Annotated in this window: 16 protein-coding genes; 10 read left to right on the forward strand and 6 right to left on the reverse strand. The window is 46.2% G+C overall.

Annotated elements, in window-relative coordinates; translation table 11 throughout:
- Nucleotides 1-41 precede the first annotated feature (41 nt).
- The 3 genes from fucP (at nt 42) to LZG94_RS05715 (ending at nt 3,591) form a co-directional block, all read left to right on the forward strand.
- Nucleotides 42-1,286 (forward strand): L-fucose:H+ symporter permease, encoded by a 1,245-nt coding sequence (fucP, locus tag LZG94_RS05705; protein WP_233790965.1) that lies wholly within the window; start codon nt 42-44, stop codon nt 1,284-1,286.
- Between the two features lie 190 nt (nt 1,287-1,476).
- Nucleotides 1,477-2,376, forward strand: a complete 900-nt coding sequence (locus LZG94_RS05710) for an ROK family protein (protein WP_233790966.1) — start codon at nt 1,477-1,479, stop codon at nt 2,374-2,376.
- 39 nt (nt 2,377-2,415) lie between these two features.
- Nucleotides 2,416-3,591, forward strand: a complete 1,176-nt coding sequence (locus LZG94_RS05715) for a DUF1624 domain-containing protein (RefSeq protein ID WP_233790967.1) — start codon at nt 2,416-2,418, stop codon at nt 3,589-3,591.
- Between the two features lie 33 nt (nt 3,592-3,624).
- Here the strand turns inward: LZG94_RS05715 and LZG94_RS05720 are convergent, their stop codons facing one another.
- Both LZG94_RS05720 and LZG94_RS05725 read right to left on the reverse strand, forming a co-directional pair.
- Nucleotides 3,625-4,104: a group II truncated hemoglobin gene (locus tag LZG94_RS05720; protein WP_233790968.1), complete on the reverse strand. Its 480-nt coding sequence runs from the start codon at nt 4,102-4,104 to the stop codon at nt 3,625-3,627.
- Nucleotides 4,105-4,130: 26 nt separating this feature from the next.
- Nucleotides 4,131-6,242, reverse strand: coding sequence for an alpha-amylase family protein (locus LZG94_RS05725; protein ID WP_233790969.1), 2,112 nt, complete (start codon nt 6,240-6,242; stop codon nt 4,131-4,133).
- 152 nt (nt 6,243-6,394) lie between these two features.
- Here LZG94_RS05725 and LZG94_RS05730 point away from each other — a divergent pair, with 152 nt between their 5' ends.
- Nucleotides 6,395-7,525, forward strand: coding sequence for a BamA/TamA family outer membrane protein (locus tag LZG94_RS05730; RefSeq protein WP_233790970.1), 1,131 nt, complete (start codon nt 6,395-6,397; stop codon nt 7,523-7,525).
- A gap of 5 nt (nt 7,526-7,530) precedes the next feature.
- Here LZG94_RS05730 and LZG94_RS05735 read toward each other — a convergent pair whose 3' ends face one another.
- Nucleotides 7,531-8,667, reverse strand: a complete 1,137-nt coding sequence (locus LZG94_RS05735) for an MFS transporter (protein WP_233790971.1) — start codon at nt 8,665-8,667, stop codon at nt 7,531-7,533.
- Nucleotides 8,668-8,788: 121 nt separating this feature from the next.
- On the opposite strand from LZG94_RS05735, the gene LZG94_RS05740 reads away from it, so the two are divergent.
- Nucleotides 8,789-9,019 (forward strand): DUF433 domain-containing protein, encoded by a 231-nt coding sequence (locus tag LZG94_RS05740; protein WP_233790972.1) that lies wholly within the window; start codon nt 8,789-8,791, stop codon nt 9,017-9,019.
- A complete protein-coding gene (locus tag LZG94_RS05745) occupies nt 9,019-9,354 on the forward strand; it encodes a DUF5615 family PIN-like protein (protein WP_233790973.1) in 336 nt (111 codons plus the stop codon). Before LZG94_RS05740 ends, LZG94_RS05745 begins: the two co-directional genes overlap by 1 nt.
- Before the next feature lie 53 nt (nt 9,355-9,407).
- On the opposite strand, the gene LZG94_RS05750 is transcribed toward LZG94_RS05745, so the two are convergent.
- Together LZG94_RS05750 and LZG94_RS05755 are read right to left on the reverse strand one after the other, a co-directional pair.
- The gene (locus LZG94_RS05750) at nt 9,408-11,129 is read right to left on the reverse strand and encodes a GMC oxidoreductase (RefSeq protein ID WP_233790974.1); all 1,722 of its coding nucleotides are present in this window, start codon (nt 11,127-11,129) and stop codon (nt 9,408-9,410) included.
- 29 nt (nt 11,130-11,158) lie between these two features.
- Nucleotides 11,159-11,689 carry a gluconate 2-dehydrogenase subunit 3 family protein gene (locus LZG94_RS05755; RefSeq protein WP_233790975.1) on the reverse strand — a complete coding sequence of 177 codons (531 nt, stop codon included), beginning with the start codon at nt 11,687-11,689 and terminating at the stop codon, nt 11,159-11,161.
- 391 nt (nt 11,690-12,080) lie between these two features.
- Here LZG94_RS05755 and LZG94_RS05760 point away from each other — a divergent pair, with 391 nt between their 5' ends.
- On the forward strand, nt 12,081-13,139 hold the full coding sequence (locus LZG94_RS05760) for an aldo/keto reductase (RefSeq protein WP_233791126.1): 1,059 nt from the start codon (nt 12,081-12,083) through the stop codon (nt 13,137-13,139).
- Here the strand turns inward: LZG94_RS05760 and LZG94_RS05765 are convergent.
- On the reverse strand, nt 13,132-13,770 hold the full coding sequence (locus tag LZG94_RS05765; protein WP_215235369.1) for a response regulator transcription factor: 639 nt from the start codon (nt 13,768-13,770) through the stop codon (nt 13,132-13,134). The genes LZG94_RS05760 and LZG94_RS05765 overlap by 8 nt on opposite strands.
- A 515-nt stretch (nt 13,771-14,285) precedes the next feature.
- Here LZG94_RS05765 and LZG94_RS05770 point away from each other — a divergent pair.
- The 3 genes from LZG94_RS05770 (at nt 14,286) to LZG94_RS05780 (ending at nt 17,812) form a co-directional block, all read left to right on the forward strand.
- Entirely contained in the window at nt 14,286-16,847 is a 2,562-nt protein-coding gene (locus LZG94_RS05770) for a T9SS type A sorting domain-containing protein (RefSeq protein ID WP_233790976.1), read from the forward strand.
- Nucleotides 16,848-17,010: 163 nt separating this feature from the next.
- Entirely contained in the window at nt 17,011-17,511 is a 501-nt protein-coding gene (locus LZG94_RS05775; RefSeq protein WP_215235367.1) for a hypothetical protein, read from the forward strand.
- Nucleotides 17,512-17,617: 106 nt separating this feature from the next.
- Nucleotides 17,618-17,812, forward strand: a complete 195-nt coding sequence (locus LZG94_RS05780; RefSeq protein ID WP_233790977.1) for a hypothetical protein — start codon at nt 17,618-17,620, stop codon at nt 17,810-17,812.
- Nucleotides 17,813-17,956 lie beyond the last annotated feature (144 nt).

A 17,956-nucleotide genomic window follows, 5' to 3' on the forward strand; every position in this document is an offset into this window, starting at 1 on the left:
AAATAGAATTAACCTACCTTTTAATTTTACTATTCAGCTAAATGAGCAACATTTCCTCGTCTGCGCAAGCTAGTGCCCCCAAATTCACGGATAAAAAATACCTCATTACCCTCATTTTCGTGACCTCCCTTTTCATGTTCTGGGGCATTGCCATTACGATGGGAGATGTTTTGAACAAACATTTTCAAAGCGTACTAAGTCTTTCCAAAACGCAATCTGCTTTTGTACAATTCGCTATTTTCGGCGCGTATGGGGTCATGGGTATTCCTGCGGGACTTTTCATGAAACGTTTTGGCTATAAGAACGGCGTGCTTTTCGGACTGTCGCTATTTGCCTGCGGCGCATTTCTGTTCGTTCCGGCAGCGGCGGCAGCGTCATTTCCTTTTTTCGGCTTCGCGTTGTTTGTGCTGGGATGTGGTATTTCGACGCTTGAAACCGTTGCGCACCCATTTGTAGCATCTCTGGGCGATCAGCGGACGAGCGATATGCGTATCAATTTTGCACAGGCTTTCAATGCAGTCGGAACGATTATCGGTCCCTGGGTAGGTTCGCATTTCCTGTTTGGCAACCACGTGGAAGGCAGCACCGACCTTACCTCGGTGAAAGTGCTATATATTGTAATAGGCGCCGTGATCGCTACGATTGCTGTCCTGTTTTCATTTGTAAAAGTACCCGCACTCAGCGATCCGCACGTTACTGCTGATCCGGCCTCTGCCAACCTGGACACGCATCCGGAGAAAGGTCTTTTTCAGCATAAACACTTTAAATGGGCGGTTGTAGCACAATTTTTCAATGTAGCCGCACAAGCCGGAACGTGGGCTTTCTTTATCAATTACGGACACGAAAAAATGGGCTTCACCGATGAGGTAGCCGGGAAATACATGATCTTCTTCTTCGTGCTCATGCTCGCCGGAAGATTTATCGGTACTTACCTGATGCGGTTCATCGCGCCGCATTCATTGCTTGCCATTTTCGCTGCCTGCAATATTGTGATGTGCCTCATCATCGCGCAAAGCCTGGGCTGGCCTTCCTTCATTGCCTTGATGATGTTGAATTTCTTTTTCAGTATCATGTTCCCTACAATTTTTAGTTTGGGTTTGAAAAACTTGGGTAAACACACGCAGCAGGCTTCTTCCTTTATTTCAATGGGCGTAGTCGGCGGCGCATTTTTCCCATTTGCCATGGGCGCAGTAGCAGAAACCAACGTAGCGCACGCCTATTACCTGCCGATCATTTGCTACACAGTGATATTCCTGTTCGGATATCGGTTTTATAAGGTGAGGTAGAGCTGTTGGCGAAAAGCTATTTGCTGTTAGCTATTAGCTGTTAGCCATTAGGTCTTCGCACCGGATTCTTATTGCTTGATCTATTGACGATCATAAACTGAAATACACTTTTTAAAACAAAAGCCAACAGCTAAAAGCTAATAGCCAACAGCTAACAGCTAATAGCCAACAGCCAAAAACCATCAAATCCATGAATCTCTGGGGGATAGACTTAGGAGGGACTAAAATAGAATGTGCAGTTCTGGACTCTAAAAGGAACCTGGAAGTAGTCGCGAGAATGCGACTGCCGACAGAATCGGCGAAAGGTTATGACCACATTCTGTCCCAGATCAAAAGACTGATCGATATGGTGGCAGAGCAGGTAGGGGATCGGCCGACGAAGATCGGATTCGCTACTCCGGGTGTTCTGGAACCGGATTCGCAGTTGATGAAAAATTCGAATACAACCTGTCTGAACGGAATGCCGCTCAAAACGGATTTGCAGGAAATACTGGGTGTGCCTTGTCAGCTGGCAAATGATGCCAACTGTTTCGCGCTTGCCGAAGCCTTAATGGGCGCCGGAAAAGAGTACCACACTGCGGAAGTTGTATTTGGAGTGATCATGGGAACAGGCGTCGGAGGCGGGTTGGTAGTCAACAACAAGATTATCTCCGGCCACCACGGAATAGGCGGCGAGTGGGGACACAATATCCTGGAAGAAAACGGCGAACCTTGCTATTGCGGAAAAGCAGGCTGCGTAGAACAAGTCATTTCCGGCCCGGCGCTTGAACGTTTCTATGCGCGTGAAAGTGGTCAGAAATTGACGATGAAGGTTATTTTGGAAAGATATTATGAAGGCAAAGACCCGCACGCGACGGCCACGATTGAACGGCTGCTCGAATTTTACGGCCGCGCAATTTCTACATTGATCAATGTGATAGACCCGGGCCTGATCGTGATCGGAGGCGGGGTAGGGAATGTGGATCTGCTTTATACAGCCGGTTACGAGCGTATCAGGAAATATATTTTCAACAACGGCACGATTACGACGCCGATTGTGAAACCCAAGCTTGGGGATAGCGCAGGCGTTTTCGGCGCGGCGCTCTTGTAGTGAAATAAGGAGTTTCATCCATTTCAATACTGTAAGGGAATGCAATATCGTATCCGATCGATAGACACCGTCCGGGGCCTGATCATGGTGATCATGGCCCTGGACCATGTTCGTGATTTCTTTCACATTTCCGCATTCACTGCCGATCCGCTCAACCCGGAAGCTACTTCGGGTATTTTGTTTTTTACGCGCTGGATCACGCATTTTTGCGCCCCTTCCTTCATGTTGCTTTCGGGTATCTCCGCTTATTTATCGGGACAAAATAAATCCGCGCGCACCACTTCCTCCTTTCTGATCAAACGTGGTTTCTGGCTGATATTGGTCGAAATCGTATTCATGACCTTCGCGTTTTCCTTCGATATAACTTACAAAACGATCTTCCTGGCCGTGTTATGGGCGCTTGGTACAAGTATGATCTCGCTGGGTTTACTCATTCGTTTCCTTTCTCCCAAAGCGATTCTTGCAGTCGGGCTGATATTGATTTTCGGTCACAACCTGCTTGATTACGTGAAAGTTGCGCCTAATTCTGTGCCGGATATTTTACTTAGTATTTTCCTCACCGGCGCGGGCAAATTCTACCCGCGGGGCGACGGTGGTAACATTGCATTTCTGTACGTGATATTGCCCTGGGCCGGTATTATGATGTCGGGTTATGGATTGGGTTCTATATTTAAAAGAAGCTTTCCCGTCGAGCAGCGCAGGAAGTTACTGCTGATCACAGGCGCTGTATCAATTTTCCTTTTTGTCGCATTGAGGTTGCTGAACGGGTACGGAGATCCGTCGCATTGGATAGTGCAGAAGGAAGGGTTTCGCACATTCCTTTCTTTTATGAATGTGAGCAAATATCCGCCGTCACTTTTGTTTACATTAATGACACTGGGCCCGGTTCTGATCTTACTCGCATTTACTGAAAACACTGAGAACAGACTTGCAAAATTCTTCACCGTTTACGGAAAAGTGCCTTTCTTCTTCTTTATGCTGCATTTTTACGTCATCCACTTGTTCACGATGATCGCAGTACTTAGCTCCGGCTACACCTGGCAGCAGGCGACCGACGACAAGCTTTTCTTCAAATTCCGACCTTTCGATTTCGGTTATGAACTGGGCTGGGTATACCTGATCTGGATCGCGATCGTACTTGCTTTATATTTTCCATGCAAATGGTTCGGCGATTACCGGGCGCGGGAGAAAAAGTGGTGGCTAAGCTATTTGTAAAGGGTACACTAATCTGCGAGCATAAACGCAGTATCACCCTAGATACGGCCCGCCCGGAACACCCCAGCCCCACTTTGGCATAGGCTCCTCAGGATTCATTTCCAGGGTTTCGGCATTGGAATTTAGAATTGCGATCCGTGTTCCCCATTCTATGTAAGCTACAAATGCAGAGCGGAATTCAGGATCGTCGGGCAGACTGATCGCATCGGCTGTTTCGAGCAGCAATGCAACCCAACGCTGACGATGCTGCTCGGTCAGGTGTTTGCCCAAATGTTTTCGGATCATTCTGAAATGGCTTCCTTCTTCGGTACTGTACATTTCCGGTCCGCCAAAAACCTCGGCAATGAAGTGTGCAACATGGCGCTGGTGCTCGGTGGACATATGCTTGAACACGGGTTCGAGAAGTGGGTCCTGCAATACTTTTTGATAAAACTTTTCGGTTAGCTGCTCAAATGCAGGCATTCCGCCAGCCCATTCAAAGAGCGTTGGAATCCGTTTTACTGGCTCATCCATTGGATTTTTAGTTTAGTTTTTCTCCGTCAATTCCACTCCATTACAATTCCATCGAATCCGGCAAGCTCAGCAATTTCCAGATCGATGATATTCCCTTTCCAGGTAAACTTTATGGCTTTTCCGGTCGAGAGCGAAAACACTTTCTTGGGTTTTTTGCTTGATTCAATCCGGAACTTAAGTGCATACAAGGGTAGCGGCTCAAAATAGGTATTGCCGCTGAAACCTGTCAGATTGATCAAATGCAAGATCATCCCGTCGCCTGTTTGCTTCTCACTATTACTGACGTTGTTCTTCGAGAATTCCTTTAAAATTGTTTCCACCCGCGCAGGTGCGTTAGTTTGAATCGTATGTTTCGACTCGGGCAGAATGTGATCTATCACATCCAATAGTATGTGTTTATGTTCTTGATAACCATGCATATAGTAGATTTTGCCAAGATTGATTGGTAAGATCACTGCTTTACTTTTATCATGATTTTTTATCGCCATCGCGTAAGAGCCCGTTGCGTCGTGGCCGCCGATAATTTCCGGCGGCCCGGGGCGGCCTTTTGCCAAAATGGGTAACAGCTTTTCATCAGCGCCCGGAAAATCATAGATACCGAGGTTAAACTTCCAGAAAAGCATTTTCTGTCCAGCAAAACTTTTGAAAATGGCGCGGTTGTCGGGTATGAGGTAGTTGCCGGCACCGTCGTTGTCTTTTTTCTTGATTTCAGCACCGAATAAATCCAGTAAGGTTTCGGGGCTATCGAACAAACTTCTGTTGGTAGCGATCAGACTGGTTCCCGCTTTGCAGGCTTGTTTCAATATCTCGATCGCTTCCGGTTTCAGGTATGTTATTTCCGGCAATATCAGCAGTTTGTAGCCTTTTACTTTTTCTGCCAGATTGTGGATCTGTCCGTCTTCGATAATATCAAAAGGAATATGCGCCTCACGTAGCATCAGCTGAATGCCGCGGTACTCCTGCATCGGCTCGCCACTTGGCCACGCACCCGGCGCGATGACTGCGATTTTGGCAACCGATTTATACCTTCCAAAGTACGGCTCATGCTTTTTATGGAATGCATATACTTTCCTGAAAACCTCAAAATTACGCTCGTCTTCATAGCCGCGCATATCGCCCATCATACTCAGGTCGAGCCCGGATCCGTTTGCAATATTTTCATACAACCTGATCTGCACTTCCTGAGGTTCCACTGCATTATATCTCGACTGAAATGAGATCTGCTGGATACTCGCATTGCTGATAATATGATCGGGAAATGAGTTGACTGCATTGGAAACGTTATCTGAGGCTGAATAGGGCCAATAGGGTAGTGTGGTCATACTCTGCGATTCGTGGCGGATGATATCTACGAACTTATCAGAATAGGTACAGATCGCGATCTGCTCGTTTTTGGACTTTACCAGTTTGTGCAGCCGCTCCGACCAGTCTTCCACCGTGTGTTTCTTGAATTCCAGATACTTCTGAAAAAGCGGATCTGACTTATTCTCCTCTACCGGAAGCTGCTTCCCGCCGGAAAATTCGGCGAAGCGGTTTTTATCATATTCATTCTGGTCAATTCCGTGGTATTTCCCCTCGTACGGATTGTTGACCTGGTAACCCGGCATATTCAGGAAGATCCCGTCGATCGGGAAATTATCCATTACTTCGCTGATAATCTGGTAAGCTTTTTCCTGCACATAAGGCGCATTGATCGATACTACGTACATATCGGTGTTGATGATCCGCTCGCCTTTCGGAGAAATGTAGCACCAATCTGGATGCGCCTTGAAAATGCTTTCATGTACCCGGCTGAAATCGAAACGCACGATCACTTTGATTTGCTTCTCGTGGCATTTGCGGATTACGTCGCTTAGCACATTTCCTTTTACATAAGGATTTTGATAGTGAAAATCCAGTTTGGTCGGATAAAACGCCATGATCCCGCCGGCATTGATCAACAGCGTATTAGCCGAAAAACGAACGAGATCTTCCACGATAGAATCCGCATTGATTGTCGCCGCTTCGTAGTCGGGCAGGTTCATTTGAATGACGCGCAGATTATTTCTTTTCCACCAGAGATCTTTTAAATCATTTTTCTGAGCAAAAACAGAAAGGCAGGAAAGCAGGCAAAACAGCAGCAGAAGTGGTTTTTTCATGGGTAAACTCATTTGGCTGAAAAGGTGCCAGCGCTTTTGTATCTACTGGTAAATTTGCATTTCTTGAATACAGGCAGTCACCCAGGTTGCGTGGCTTAATTTTTTAACGAATAGGAATATAAGATAACATACTCACCTTAAGTGTTCTGATATTGTATAAACTGAGAATTCTACTGATTTTGACGCTCTTCGTTACACGCATTCCACACGTGTGCGCGCAGGATAGTTGGTTTAAGCGTTTTGTAAAAAAGACAGTTTCAGATACAACTGCTCCCGGCGAATCCAGCTTTCGTATTTATCCGACCCTGGGCTATTCACCGGAAACAAGTTTTGAATTCGGGTTATCATCTCTCTTAATTTTTCAGGCAAAAAAAGACACACTCAACCGTCTTAGCGAAGTGCAGGCCTTCACTTTTGTGACGCTGGAAGCACAATACGGGATCTGGCTGGATAATGCGATTTATGGGGATAAGGATAAATGGTTCTTCCTGGGCCGGACGCGGTTTCAAAGATTTCCCCTATTGTACTACGGTATCGGCCCGCAAACTCCCGACAAAGACCCGGCGCTGATCGACGCAAATTATCTGTTGTTGAGGCAAAGGGTATTACGTAAAATAGTGCCTAATCTGTTCGTAGGTCCGGAGATTGATTACCAGCAATTGTATAATACCGGTTTCGAGCAACCTAATGATCATTTGTACGATAAACCACTGGGCAGCGACGGTGCGCGCAATCTGGGTTTCGGCGCGGCGCTCGTTTATGATAACCGGCACAATGTACTGAATGTCAGAAAAGGGTTTTTTGGTGAAATATCTTTTCTGAAATACAGCCCGTCACTCGGCAGCGATCAAAATTTCCGGTCGATCAACTTCGATCTCCGCGGCTCGCATCCGACGAGCGTCCGCAACGTATTGGCCTGGCAGGTTTACAGCAGTTTCAGCGCGGGGAATGTACCTTTCAATCAGCTTGCATTAATGGGCGGTGAAATGATTATGCGGGGATTTTATTATGGAAGATATCGTGATAAAGGCATGATTGCCACGCAGATAGAACATCGCTGGCTTCCCTTTGGATTTAGTAAACGGTTTGGAGCCGTTGCATTTGCCGGGGCAGCAGTAGTAGGTCCGAAAGTTTCAGAACTCAACCTGAAATACATCCGGCCTGCCGGTGGGGTTGGGTTACGTTACCTCCTTTTCCCTAAAAAAGACATATTCCTGCGTCTGGACGTCGGTTTCACCAAAGATGGACCCGCCTTTTATCTGTTTACCGGAGAGGCTTTTTAAGTATTTTAATCGCGGTGTTTGTATCCAAATGCGACCACAAATAGCAATACACCTACCAGTCCGAGCGCGACAGAAAGTGACGTGAACTCAGCAATCACACCAATCAATGCCGGGCCGGCCAATTGTCCGGAATAGCCTAAAATCGTTACTGCTGAAAGCGCGATCGAAGGAGGAATTCCGGGAATGCGACCGGCAGCAGTGAAGAATACGGGTACTACGTTCGCAGCTCCCAATCCTACCAATACAAATCCAATCAATGCAGTTGCAGCCCAGGGTGTCAGTACCGCGATCAGGAAACCGGCACCGGCGAGCAAGGTTCCGTATAATACCACTTTGGCCGGCCCCAGTTTGTGGATCAGTCCGTCTCCTGTAAGACGCATTACTGCCATTGCAATAGAGAATGCAGCATACCCAAGACCAGACCAGGAAGGGTCGAAGTTTCTGGAAAATTGCAGGAATACGGCGCTCCAATCGAGCAGGGAGCCTTCTGCCAGAAAGATAATAAAGCACATAATACCTAAGAAAAGCACGGGGCCTTTTGGTATCGTGAAATTGCTGCTGTCCATTTTTGCTTCCTGAGAGTGAGGTAGCAAATGCCGGATCTGGGTGGCCGTAATTATGACAAGCAATGCGGAAATCGTGATCGCAGCGATATTTGGAGACAAGCCCATTTTGATCAGAAACCCAAGTCCGATCGCGCCTATCAAGCCGCCTACGCTGAACATTCCGTGGAAAGAAGACATAATATGACGGCCGAAACGCTCCTGCACGAGTACTGCCTGTGCATTCATCGCCACATCGATAGAGCCGATTCCGGCGCCGAAGACAAATAATGCGCCAGCCAGTTGATAAGGAGTAGTTGTGAGCAGCAAAACAGGGAGTATCGCCGCAATTAACATCGCAGCAATGAAGGCAATCGCCCGGCTGCCATATTTGTTGATCAAAAATCCGGCGACTGGCATGGTCAGGATCGCGCCGGCACCGAGCGCCAGGAGCACGATCCCCAGGTCGGCGTCGTTTAATGCAAGTTGTATTTTGGCAAAAGGAACCATCGGAGCCCAGCTCGATAACCCTATTCCGCAGACTAAAAAAATGAGTAAAACAGCTCTGCGAGCAGCGGCAATCTTCGACTTATCGTCCATTAGAGGTTGTTAAATAGCTTCGCAATTTAATGCGAATTCGCTTACCAGGGGCAGTATTCAATGAAAGAGATAGTCGTAAAAGTGCTTTCAAATTTGTATTTTTGATTAAAACGGACTGGACATGAAAAATTGGCAGGAAAGGATCAGTATCGATCAAGGAATACGGTTTGGTAAACCTTGCATTCGGGGCACACGCATCGCAGTTCTGGATGTGTTGGGTTGGTTGGCCAATGGAATGTCTTATGAAGAGATTTCAGAAGATTTTCCGCCTGTGACCAAGGAAGATATACTAGCAGCCCTGGCATTCGCTGCAAACCGCGAGGAGAATACTAAAATCCTGATCTCCGCCTAATGAAGTTACTTTTTGATGAAAATATTTCTTACAGAATCGTAAAGAAAGTTGGTTTGATAGCACCCGATAGTGTGCATGTCAGCAGAACAGGCCTAACCGCACCCGCAAAGGATACAGATATTTGGGATTATGCAAAGGCGAATGAGTTTGTGCTCGTTTCTTTCGACGAAGATTTTCAAGACTTGTCCAGTTTATACGGATTCCCGCCGAAGGTAATATTGTTGAGGCTAGGCAACTCATCAACCCAAATGATAAGCGAAGTATTGATGAAAAAATGGGAGGAAATAGTGCTCTTTTCGCAGTCGGAAACAGTTGGTGTTCTTGAAATTTTTTAAACAAAAACGGTTGCCTGAATAAACAAGCAACCGTTTCTGCTACAATTATACGATCAAATATTCTTCTTCTTACTTTCTTTGACTGCGAAGTCGACTGCCCGGGCGGTGAGCGCCATGTAGGTAAGTGACGGGTTCACGCAGGAAGCCGAAGTCATTGATGCTCCGTCGGTTACGAATACGTTTTTCACCGCGTGAAGCTGGTTGTTTCCGTTCAGAACCGAAGTTTTCGGGTCACGGCCCATTCTCGCAGTTCCCATTTCGTGGATCGCCATGCCTAGATAAGATCCGTTGTCATAAGTTTTTACATTCTTCACACCCGACTTTTCAAGCATTTCGGCCGCATCATTCATCATATCCACGCGCATTTTCTTTTCATTTTCACGAAGGTCCGCATCGAATACAACAGTCGGGATACCAAACTTGTCTTTCTTTTCTTTGCTGAGATACATGTAGTTATCGTGGTAAGGCAAAGTCTCACCAAAGCCTCCGAAGCCCATTGTCCAGTTGCCCGGCGTGGTCAGTTCCTCCTTGAAATCGGCACCGAAAGCCAGCTCAGCGACATTGCGCTGCCAGCCCTGGCGGCCCCCGCCTCCCTGGTAACCAAATCCACGCAGGTAATCCCGCTTGTCGTTGCCGATATTGCGGTAACGCGGCACATATATTCCGTTCGCACGGCGACCGAAGTAGTATTTATCCAGGTCACCTTCCCAAACCCCACTGGCGCCGGTTCTGAAATGGTGGTCCATTAAATTGTGTCCCAACTCGCCTGAATCATTTCCCATTCCGTTTGGAAAGCGGTCAGAAGTAGAATTCAATAACAAGGCAGCAGACGCGATCGCGCTCGCGTTGACGAATATGATATTTGCGAAATATTCTTTTTCCTGTAAAGTCTTCGTGTCCACAACGCGTACGCCGGTCGCGCGGCCACCTGCTTTTTTACCGTCATAAATGATCTCACGAACCGCAGAATCCGGGCGCAAAGTCAGTAATCCGGTTTTCATGGCCGGCGGTAACGTGCTCGACTGCGTACTGAAATAAGCTCCGTAGGGGCAGCCAAACGAGCACCTGTTCCGGTACTGGCACGGAGAGCGGCCGCCTTCGAGCTGTTCCTTGGTTGCCTGCGACAAGTTTGCTACCCGGCCGATAGTCATATTGCGGCCCGGGAATTCTTTTTCAAGGCGCTTTCTGACTTCTTTCTCTACAAAATACATTTCCATTGGGGCAATGAAGTCACTGTCAGGCAATTGCGGAAGCCCCAGTTTCTCACCAGAAATTCCCACGTGTTTTTCCACATAAGAATACCACGGCGCAATGTCTTTGTAACGAATCGGCCAGTCTACGGCTATTCCATCTTTCAAATTCGCTTCAAAATCAATGTCGCTCAGCCTGTAAGACTGCCTTCCCCACATAATCGATTTTCCCCCCACGATATCCGGGCGAAACCAGTCGAAGCGCTTTTTCTCTTCGTAGGGCGCGTCCATATCGTTCATCCAATACTTTTCCGTGTTCTCGTTGTATGGATAATCGCGGGAAAGGAATGGGTGAGTTTCTTTTTGTTTAATGGTCAGCCGACCGTTGTATTTGGTTTCCCAGGGTGCTTTTAGTGCATTGTCATAGCCGGTAATATGTTCCAGGTTCTTGCCTTTTTCAAGCATCAATACCTTCAAACCTTTGGCTGTGAGCTCCTTCGCAGCCCAGCCTCCCGACACGCCCGAACCGATTACGATGGCATCGTAGGTTACTTCTTTTAATGCGTCAATATTAAGATTCGCCATTTTGAATTTTTTATAATAGGGTTTAGAGATTAAAGCGCCCAGCTCTTCTGGCCTTTCGGCATCTGCCACGAACCGTCAAATCTTCCCGGAATAGGCACATAATCAAGTGCTTGTGTCGCGCCAATTTCGGAAGTGAAGTATCCGGTAACAGTAAGCCCTTTCATTTGCAGGAAAAAAGGCTTGTCCGCCACAGTTGTTTTCTTGATGATCTCATTTTTCTGGGTTGGGTCCAGAGCTACAAATCCTTTGCTGTAAGTCTCTTTGCTTAGCGCCTCCACTTTATCCAGCCCGTCATAAAATTTCTTTTGCTCATCGATCGGATAGCAGTCACGCATGATCCGGGTAATGAACTTCTCAGCCCCTGCTGCTTTCGCCCCTGGTGTTCCGGTGGTTGGAATGATCACGTCGGCTACCTCGGCAAGTAGCGCTTCCTGATTTTCCGAAATGGATATCGAAGGCCCAAAATTCAATTTTTCCCCCATAATACCCGCCATTAGCGGGGCCGACAGGGTGCCTCCCATCAGGAGCGTTATTTTTTGAACAGCTTCTCTACGGTTCATGGATTAGGATTATTAATGGTGAAATTCAAATAACTATAATTGATCTTTAAATATAACACTGATCTGTGATTGATCCAGCAAAATAGGCTGCGGCTGACCTTAATTTTCCGAACGTTAATCAGATATAACCGCTGGCTCAACCGATGTTGCTGGGTCGGACCTCGCTCGCCATATTTGAATCATATTCTGAACCTAAACTATGTAGCGCCTCAGATCTCCCCGGTCGAGGCCAGTTTTAAGGTTAAGTAATAGAGGAACGTTGAGTAAATAATGCGAATAACTTCCCTGAACTTTCAGGGAAGTTATTTTTTTAACCTTTCCCCTCCATTCTGGCCTTATTTTTGCTGCTTAGGCTTTGAAAGTATTTATCAAAACGCATTTCTCGGGCAATATGGAATTCAGGCAATTAGGAGCATCTGGTTTGAAAGTGCCGGTTTTGAGCTTCGGTACAGGAACTTTCGGAGGCGGCGGTGATTTTTTCAAAGCCTGGGGTAATACGCAGGTCGATGAAGCCACGCGCCTGGTAAACCTGTGCATGGACTCGGGGATCAATTTCTTTGATACCGCAGATGTTTATTCTCAGGGACTTTCAGAGGAAATATTAGGCAAGGCGATCATCGGAATGCGGGATAAAATTATTCTCTCAACCAAGGCTACTTTCAAAATGGGCAGCGGGCCGAATGATTTCGGATCATCGCGATTTCGTCTGGTGAAATCCTGTGAAGATAGCCTCCGCAGATTGCAAACAGACTATATTGACATTTACCATATGCACGGTTTCGACGGCGTTACGCCGGTCGAGGAGACTCTTAGCGCATTAAGCGATCTGATCCGCGATGGAAAAATCAGGTATATCGCCTGTTCCAATTTCTCCGGCTGGCATTTAATGAAGTCACTTTCCGTTTCAGAACGCTACGGCTGGGCCAGGTACATTGCGCATCAGGCACATTACTCGCTTCTCAGCAGGGAATTCGAGTGGGAGCTGATGCCGCTGGGGATTGATCAGAAAATTGGCACGATCGTATGGAGCCCGCTTTCTGCCGGCAGACTGGGTGGAAAATATCGCAGAAATCAGCCCATTCCGGCCGACGGGCGTATCGCGCAAGGTGGTGGAGAAGGACCTGCTATTCCGGAAGAATTTTTCTTTCACCTTATCGACGTGCTGGACGAGGTTGCGGCTGAAACTGAGAAAACGGTCGCACAGGTTGCGCTGAACTGGCTTTTACAACGCCCGACAGTCAGCAATATCGTAATTGGGGCCAGAAACGAAGAGCAGCTCCGGCAAAACCTTGGGGCGATCGGCTGGAATCTCAGTCTTGAACAAGTGAAGAGACTCGACGAAGCGAGTGAAAAAGCACCGGTGTACCCATACTGGCATCAGCGTAAGAATCCTGACCTCAATCCGCTGCCTGATTTTTATGGTACACTCTTGCGGAACCGGGCTATTTAGATTCGGGAACGTAAAGTTTGTGTTGTATTGCGTAAACGATCAGATCGGTAGTGCGCTTCACTTTCAATTTATCCATCACACTGCGGTGGTAGTACTGAACGGTATGTGCGCTCAGTTTCAAATCGTAGGCAATTTCTTTGATAGTACTGCCACCGCACACTCTTTGCAGAACTTCATTTTCCCTGGGCGACAGGTGTAATGCAATGCTATCACTCGTAAACACGCTGTTGATCAGTGAGGTTTTGAGTGAATTTCCAATATATTGGTTCCCTGCCGCAATTGTACTGACACATTCTTTCAGCTCCTCGAATGTAGTTGACTGTGAAAGAATGCCCTGAACTCCGCGCTTGATCATCAGTTTGATGTTCTGAACATCGGTTATTTCTGAAAAAACAACAATTTTCAGTTCCTCAGGAAGTCGCTTCCGTCCGATTTCGAGCAAATCGCGACCGTCTAGTACCGTCGTTTCCAAATCCATGATCAGCAGGTCGGGTGGGGCAACTTCCGCATCTTCGAGAAATGTATCCCCTAAGGTATATGTACTAACGGTACCAAATTCAGGGATCATTTCAAACAGGGTTTTTAGTGCATCAACTAGCAGTAGGTTTTTGTGGACTAACGAAATGTTCATGATGTGCTAAGTAGGTACTAATGTTCTGCGTTACTATTCTTATCCGGAAACAGGGTACTAAAAAAGCACCTTTCTAATCTTACTCCTTGTGGTTGTAAACGGCCTTAAAAACTCACAATGGCATATTATCGCCGATTTTTATTCAAAATACTAAGATTAATCCAATTTATGGGAGGGGTTAGTGGTAAAGATGGCAAAAGTTGTTACTGCATTCGTCCGTGTAGCGATAATTTATTCGCTACTCCCTAGAAATAGTGGGTCAATGCATAGTAATAATATGCGGGTTTATTTTGATCTAATTATGGATAAATTTGCAAGTAACTCTTATTTGAAGGCCTTAAATAATTTTATAGTTATTAGTCATTTCGTAAACTTTTTAATCATCATCAACCAAACCAACATAGAAGAGACTTTACATTCCAAATCATAAATTCTTCAAAAGCGCACTTCCTGCGAAAAAAAAGCCAACCTGGCTAACGGAAAACTCATGTTCAAACTTTAAAATCACATTACGTATGAAGCATCACATTACTTATAATTTGAATAACAGAATGCGGGTCGCATGGTCCGCTTTGGCACTGGCTTTCCTGCTCACATTGTCAACCGGCTACAAAGCATTTGCGCAGGTTTATGCTAATCAGACCGCTCCTTCGGGCACATTCGGTTGTGGAGACTTTTTAGAGCCAGATTGCGGATTTTCGGCAGTTACTTCGCCCGGAAGCGCTTTGGATGGGTCTGGTAGTGATGCGACAAAATCAACGCTTTATTCAAGGAAAGCTATTCTTGGAGTGACCGGAGGAAATGTGTTCCAGACGATTCGGTTTACTGGAAACCTTCCAGCCGGAAAGACAGTCTATATTAAAATTGACGCTCCGGAAGCAACAGGTTTGCTGACCAACCTGCTCGGGATCGTGAGTCTTTTTACTGAAAACAGAATCACAGCTCAATTGAGAACTGGTGCCACCGTGACTAGTTCAGGGACAGCAGTTGCAACTGCGCCTGCAAGACTTGTTACTGATGCGGGAGGTACCAATCTCTATATTGCGGTTACTCCTACTAGCAATACTGCTACATTCAATGCGGTTCGTATAGAGGTACGTGCTCAGGCACTGGACATTATTTCTGAGCTTACCTTGAATATTTACAATGCGTTCTACTATGAGGATGCCGTGGAGGATGCTTGTGGTGTGCCGGTGTTTGCTTCGCTTGGCGAGGTCGATGGCGTATTAAATGTAAGTCTCTCTTCTGTTGTTTCAACTCCATCAGGTGCCGTTGATAATAGCCTGACGACTTCTTCCGGCCTGGGGGGCGGTGGAGTGGATCTTACTGCAATAGCGTCTCTGTCTCAATCACTGTATTTCAAAAAACTTTCTGCGGCAACCGACCAGGCTGTTGTATACCTGTCTTTCCAGACCGCTCTTGTGAATGCGAATTTGCTTAATGGTTTAACTATCCAGGCATTTAACGGAGAACAGTCGGCAGGTCCCGCAACGGCGATCTCAAGCTTGTTGAATGCGAATGTACTTGATCTTATAACGGTTAATGGAATACCTGCGAATGTGGTCATTCCATTCTACTATACGTCTACAGGCCAGTTTGATCGTATCAGGATAAGCCTTGGAAGTACAGTTAATCTTTCTTTGCTCGGATCTACGGGTGTGCGGATTTTCGGCGCAGGACAAGTTACTCCTAAGCCAACTCTGAGTTCGGAACTTGTCTATCAGTTTGCCGGTGCAACACCTGATGTTACTGCAAGTACTACAACCGGTGATCCTATCTACTGGCAGGGACCTTTGACTTCAAGAACAAACCTGACTGAAAATCCTATTGCTTCACCAGCGGCATTTCCAACTCCGGTTAATGCAAATGGTGACTATGTAGCAGTTTCAGTTCAGGGTGCTGGTTGCACATTGAACCCATCGGACTCTACAAGACTTCGTGTGGTCGTATTAAATGACGTTTCAGATGTAATTCCAGCCGGAGTAGGCGGAGAGAGTTTTCCATCAAATGTATTCATCAGAGCTTCTTCGGACGGTAATACAGTTACCTATAATACACCAACCGGCTTGCCGGCAGGGGTAGGTTTCAATACAACGACAGGCGAGCTGTTGCCGACAAGCGAACTTGATGAGGTGACTGAAACCACAACTTACACCGTGGTAGTTGGAATACTGGTAAATGGAAACCCTACGGGACTGACATTGACCAAAACGATCCTGGTAGATCCGAAACTGATTCTTCCAGGCGGCGTTTTCCCATACACGTTGGAAAATGTGTCGAGTTACAATAAAAATATCTCAGAATCGGTAAACGCAAACGGTAACGGATCGGCAATAGGCGGACGCACAGGCGCTACGTTGGTTTATTCACTTGAAGCGCCAACTGCAAGAGTGATGGCAGTGCCAGGCTCATTCTCAATATCAGCAGGTGGAGACCTAAACGGAGATCCATCGGCTGCAGGGGAAGATGATTATTCTTTCACATTGTATGTAACTGACGGTGTTCAGGTTGCAGAAGAATTGTACTACCTCCGCATTATTGATCCGCTGCCTGTTACGCTTGTGACTTTCAACGCTGCAGCAGAGGGTACCACAGCTTCCTTGTCATGGTCAACTGCTGAGGAATCCAACAGCGACCGTTTCGATATCGAGCGCAGCAAAAATGGTAAGAACTGGTCTAAAATCGGTTCAGTTAAATCTAATCAGGAAAGCAAGATTACGCAGTATTACAACTTCTCAGACGCAAATCCGGCGGGCGGACAGAATTTCTACCGTCTGAAAATGGTTGACCTGGACGGAACGTTCTCGCTCAGCCAGATCAAAGACGTGAAATTCTCAGAAGTTTCTTTCGTTTCACCAAACCCGGTAAGAGCGGACGAAAATCTGAAACTCACTTTAACCGATTGGTCAAATGTTAAATCTGTACAAGTGATCAATACAGCTGGTAAAACTGTATTCGAAAGCTCAAATGCTCTTTCAGCAGGTATCAGCACCAGAAATCTGGCCGTAGGTACTTATGTTGTAAAGGTAGTACAGAATGATGGAAGTGTGCTGACGCACAGGTTTGTAAGACAGTAGCCTTGTTGAACACGATACACATTCAGACCGCTGGGATTTTGTCCAGCGGTTTGTTTTTTTTTGAGACACTAGGGATTCCACAGATATAGTATGAATTTGGTATTTCAGATTATATATATTTGCGGCCAATGTTCCGCATTTTAGCCACCTTTAGCACACCGATATGCCCGGAAGAAAGAGTAAGAGAGGTAAGTGGAAAAAGTTTTTGATTCCCTTGCTCAAATGGATAAGCGCGCTCGTTCCTGTTTGCGCATTTATATATTTGCTATACTATTACAAGCAATTTGATTTTTTAAAGGAAAAGCCGGTCGTTGTTTCGAAGACAGAAGTACTGAGCGGTACCGATTCTCTCGACACGATTTCTTCGCGCAGTAAAGAAGAGCTTCTTGGGAAGATAAAGATCCAGGATAATGAATGGCGGTCAGTGGGCGGGATTGCGATTCACAATATGACGATCGTGAACGGTACTAACAAAGCTTTAACGAATGTTGAGGTTGAATTTAAATACCTTTCCGAAACACAGGCCGTGGTCACTTCCAAGATCATCACGATCAAAGCCTCGGTTCCTGCCAACAAATCATCTAAGGTATCGGGAGTAAGTGTCGGTTATGTAAGTCAGAGTGTGGTGGGTTGCGACACGAGGGTGGTAAACGCCAAATTTTAAAGTTAGTTGTGGCATAAATTCCTCATTTTCATGCAATAGGAAGCTGGTTATGCTGGTATGATATTTTCTTGTTCAGGTACATACGATAACCTGACTGACCGAAATCATGGCACAGCTCCTTCAAAATTTTTACCTGCTTATTCCCTATCTTTTTGTAGCATTATTAATGCTGGCAGCGGCGATAGGAGTGTGGCTGATAGCCCAATTAAAGAAAAACAGCGCCTATCAGAATTTTTCTATTGGCGACCGCCTGTTCATGAAGCGCAATGCTTCCAGATTGAGAAAAGTACAGATTCATTAAGAACATCATATACGTTAAATATAAAAAAACATCCCGGATGCAATGTATCCGGGATGTTCGATTTTACTCAACGTTATTGAAAACCTGTTACGGGCTTTCAGGGACAAATTTAACGATTTGATAACTCAAATCCTAGATCCCAGC

Source organism: Dyadobacter sp. CY343 (assembly GCF_021390335.1).
Lineage (GTDB): Bacteria > Bacteroidota > Bacteroidia > Cytophagales > Spirosomataceae > Dyadobacter.

Coding starts and splice junctions, on each gene's coding strand:
- fucP (WP_233790965.1), top strand. CDS start 42: ATGAGCAACATTTCCTCGTCTGCGCAAGCTAGTGCCCCCAAATTCACG.
- LZG94_RS05710 (WP_233790966.1), top strand. CDS start 1,477: ATGAATCTCTGGGGGATAGACTTAGGAGGGACTAAAATAGAATGTGCA.
- LZG94_RS05715 (WP_233790967.1), top strand. CDS start 2,416: ATGCAATATCGTATCCGATCGATAGACACCGTCCGGGGCCTGATCATG.
- LZG94_RS05720 (WP_233790968.1), bottom strand. CDS start 4,104: ATGGATGAGCCAGTAAAACGGATTCCAACGCTCTTTGAATGGGCTGGC.
- LZG94_RS05725 (WP_233790969.1), bottom strand. CDS start 6,242: ATGAAAAAACCACTTCTGCTGCTGTTTTGCCTGCTTTCCTGCCTTTCT.
- LZG94_RS05735 (WP_233790971.1), bottom strand. CDS start 8,667: ATGGACGATAAGTCGAAGATTGCCGCTGCTCGCAGAGCTGTTTTACTC.
- LZG94_RS05740 (WP_233790972.1), top strand. CDS start 8,789: ATGAAAAATTGGCAGGAAAGGATCAGTATCGATCAAGGAATACGGTTT.
- LZG94_RS05745 (WP_233790973.1), top strand. CDS start 9,019: ATGAAGTTACTTTTTGATGAAAATATTTCTTACAGAATCGTAAAGAAA.
- LZG94_RS05750 (WP_233790974.1), bottom strand. CDS start 11,129: ATGGCGAATCTTAATATTGACGCATTAAAAGAAGTAACCTACGATGCC.
- LZG94_RS05755 (WP_233790975.1), bottom strand. CDS start 11,689: ATGAACCGTAGAGAAGCTGTTCAAAAAATAACGCTCCTGATGGGAGGC.
- LZG94_RS05760 (WP_233791126.1), top strand. CDS start 12,081: ATGGAATTCAGGCAATTAGGAGCATCTGGTTTGAAAGTGCCGGTTTTG.
- LZG94_RS05765 (WP_215235369.1), bottom strand. CDS start 13,770: ATGAACATTTCGTTAGTCCACAAAAACCTACTGCTAGTTGATGCACTA.
- LZG94_RS05770 (WP_233790976.1), top strand. CDS start 14,286: ATGAAGCATCACATTACTTATAATTTGAATAACAGAATGCGGGTCGCA.
- LZG94_RS05775 (WP_215235367.1), top strand. CDS start 17,011: ATGCCCGGAAGAAAGAGTAAGAGAGGTAAGTGGAAAAAGTTTTTGATT.
- LZG94_RS05780 (WP_233790977.1), top strand. CDS start 17,618: ATGGCACAGCTCCTTCAAAATTTTTACCTGCTTATTCCCTATCTTTTT.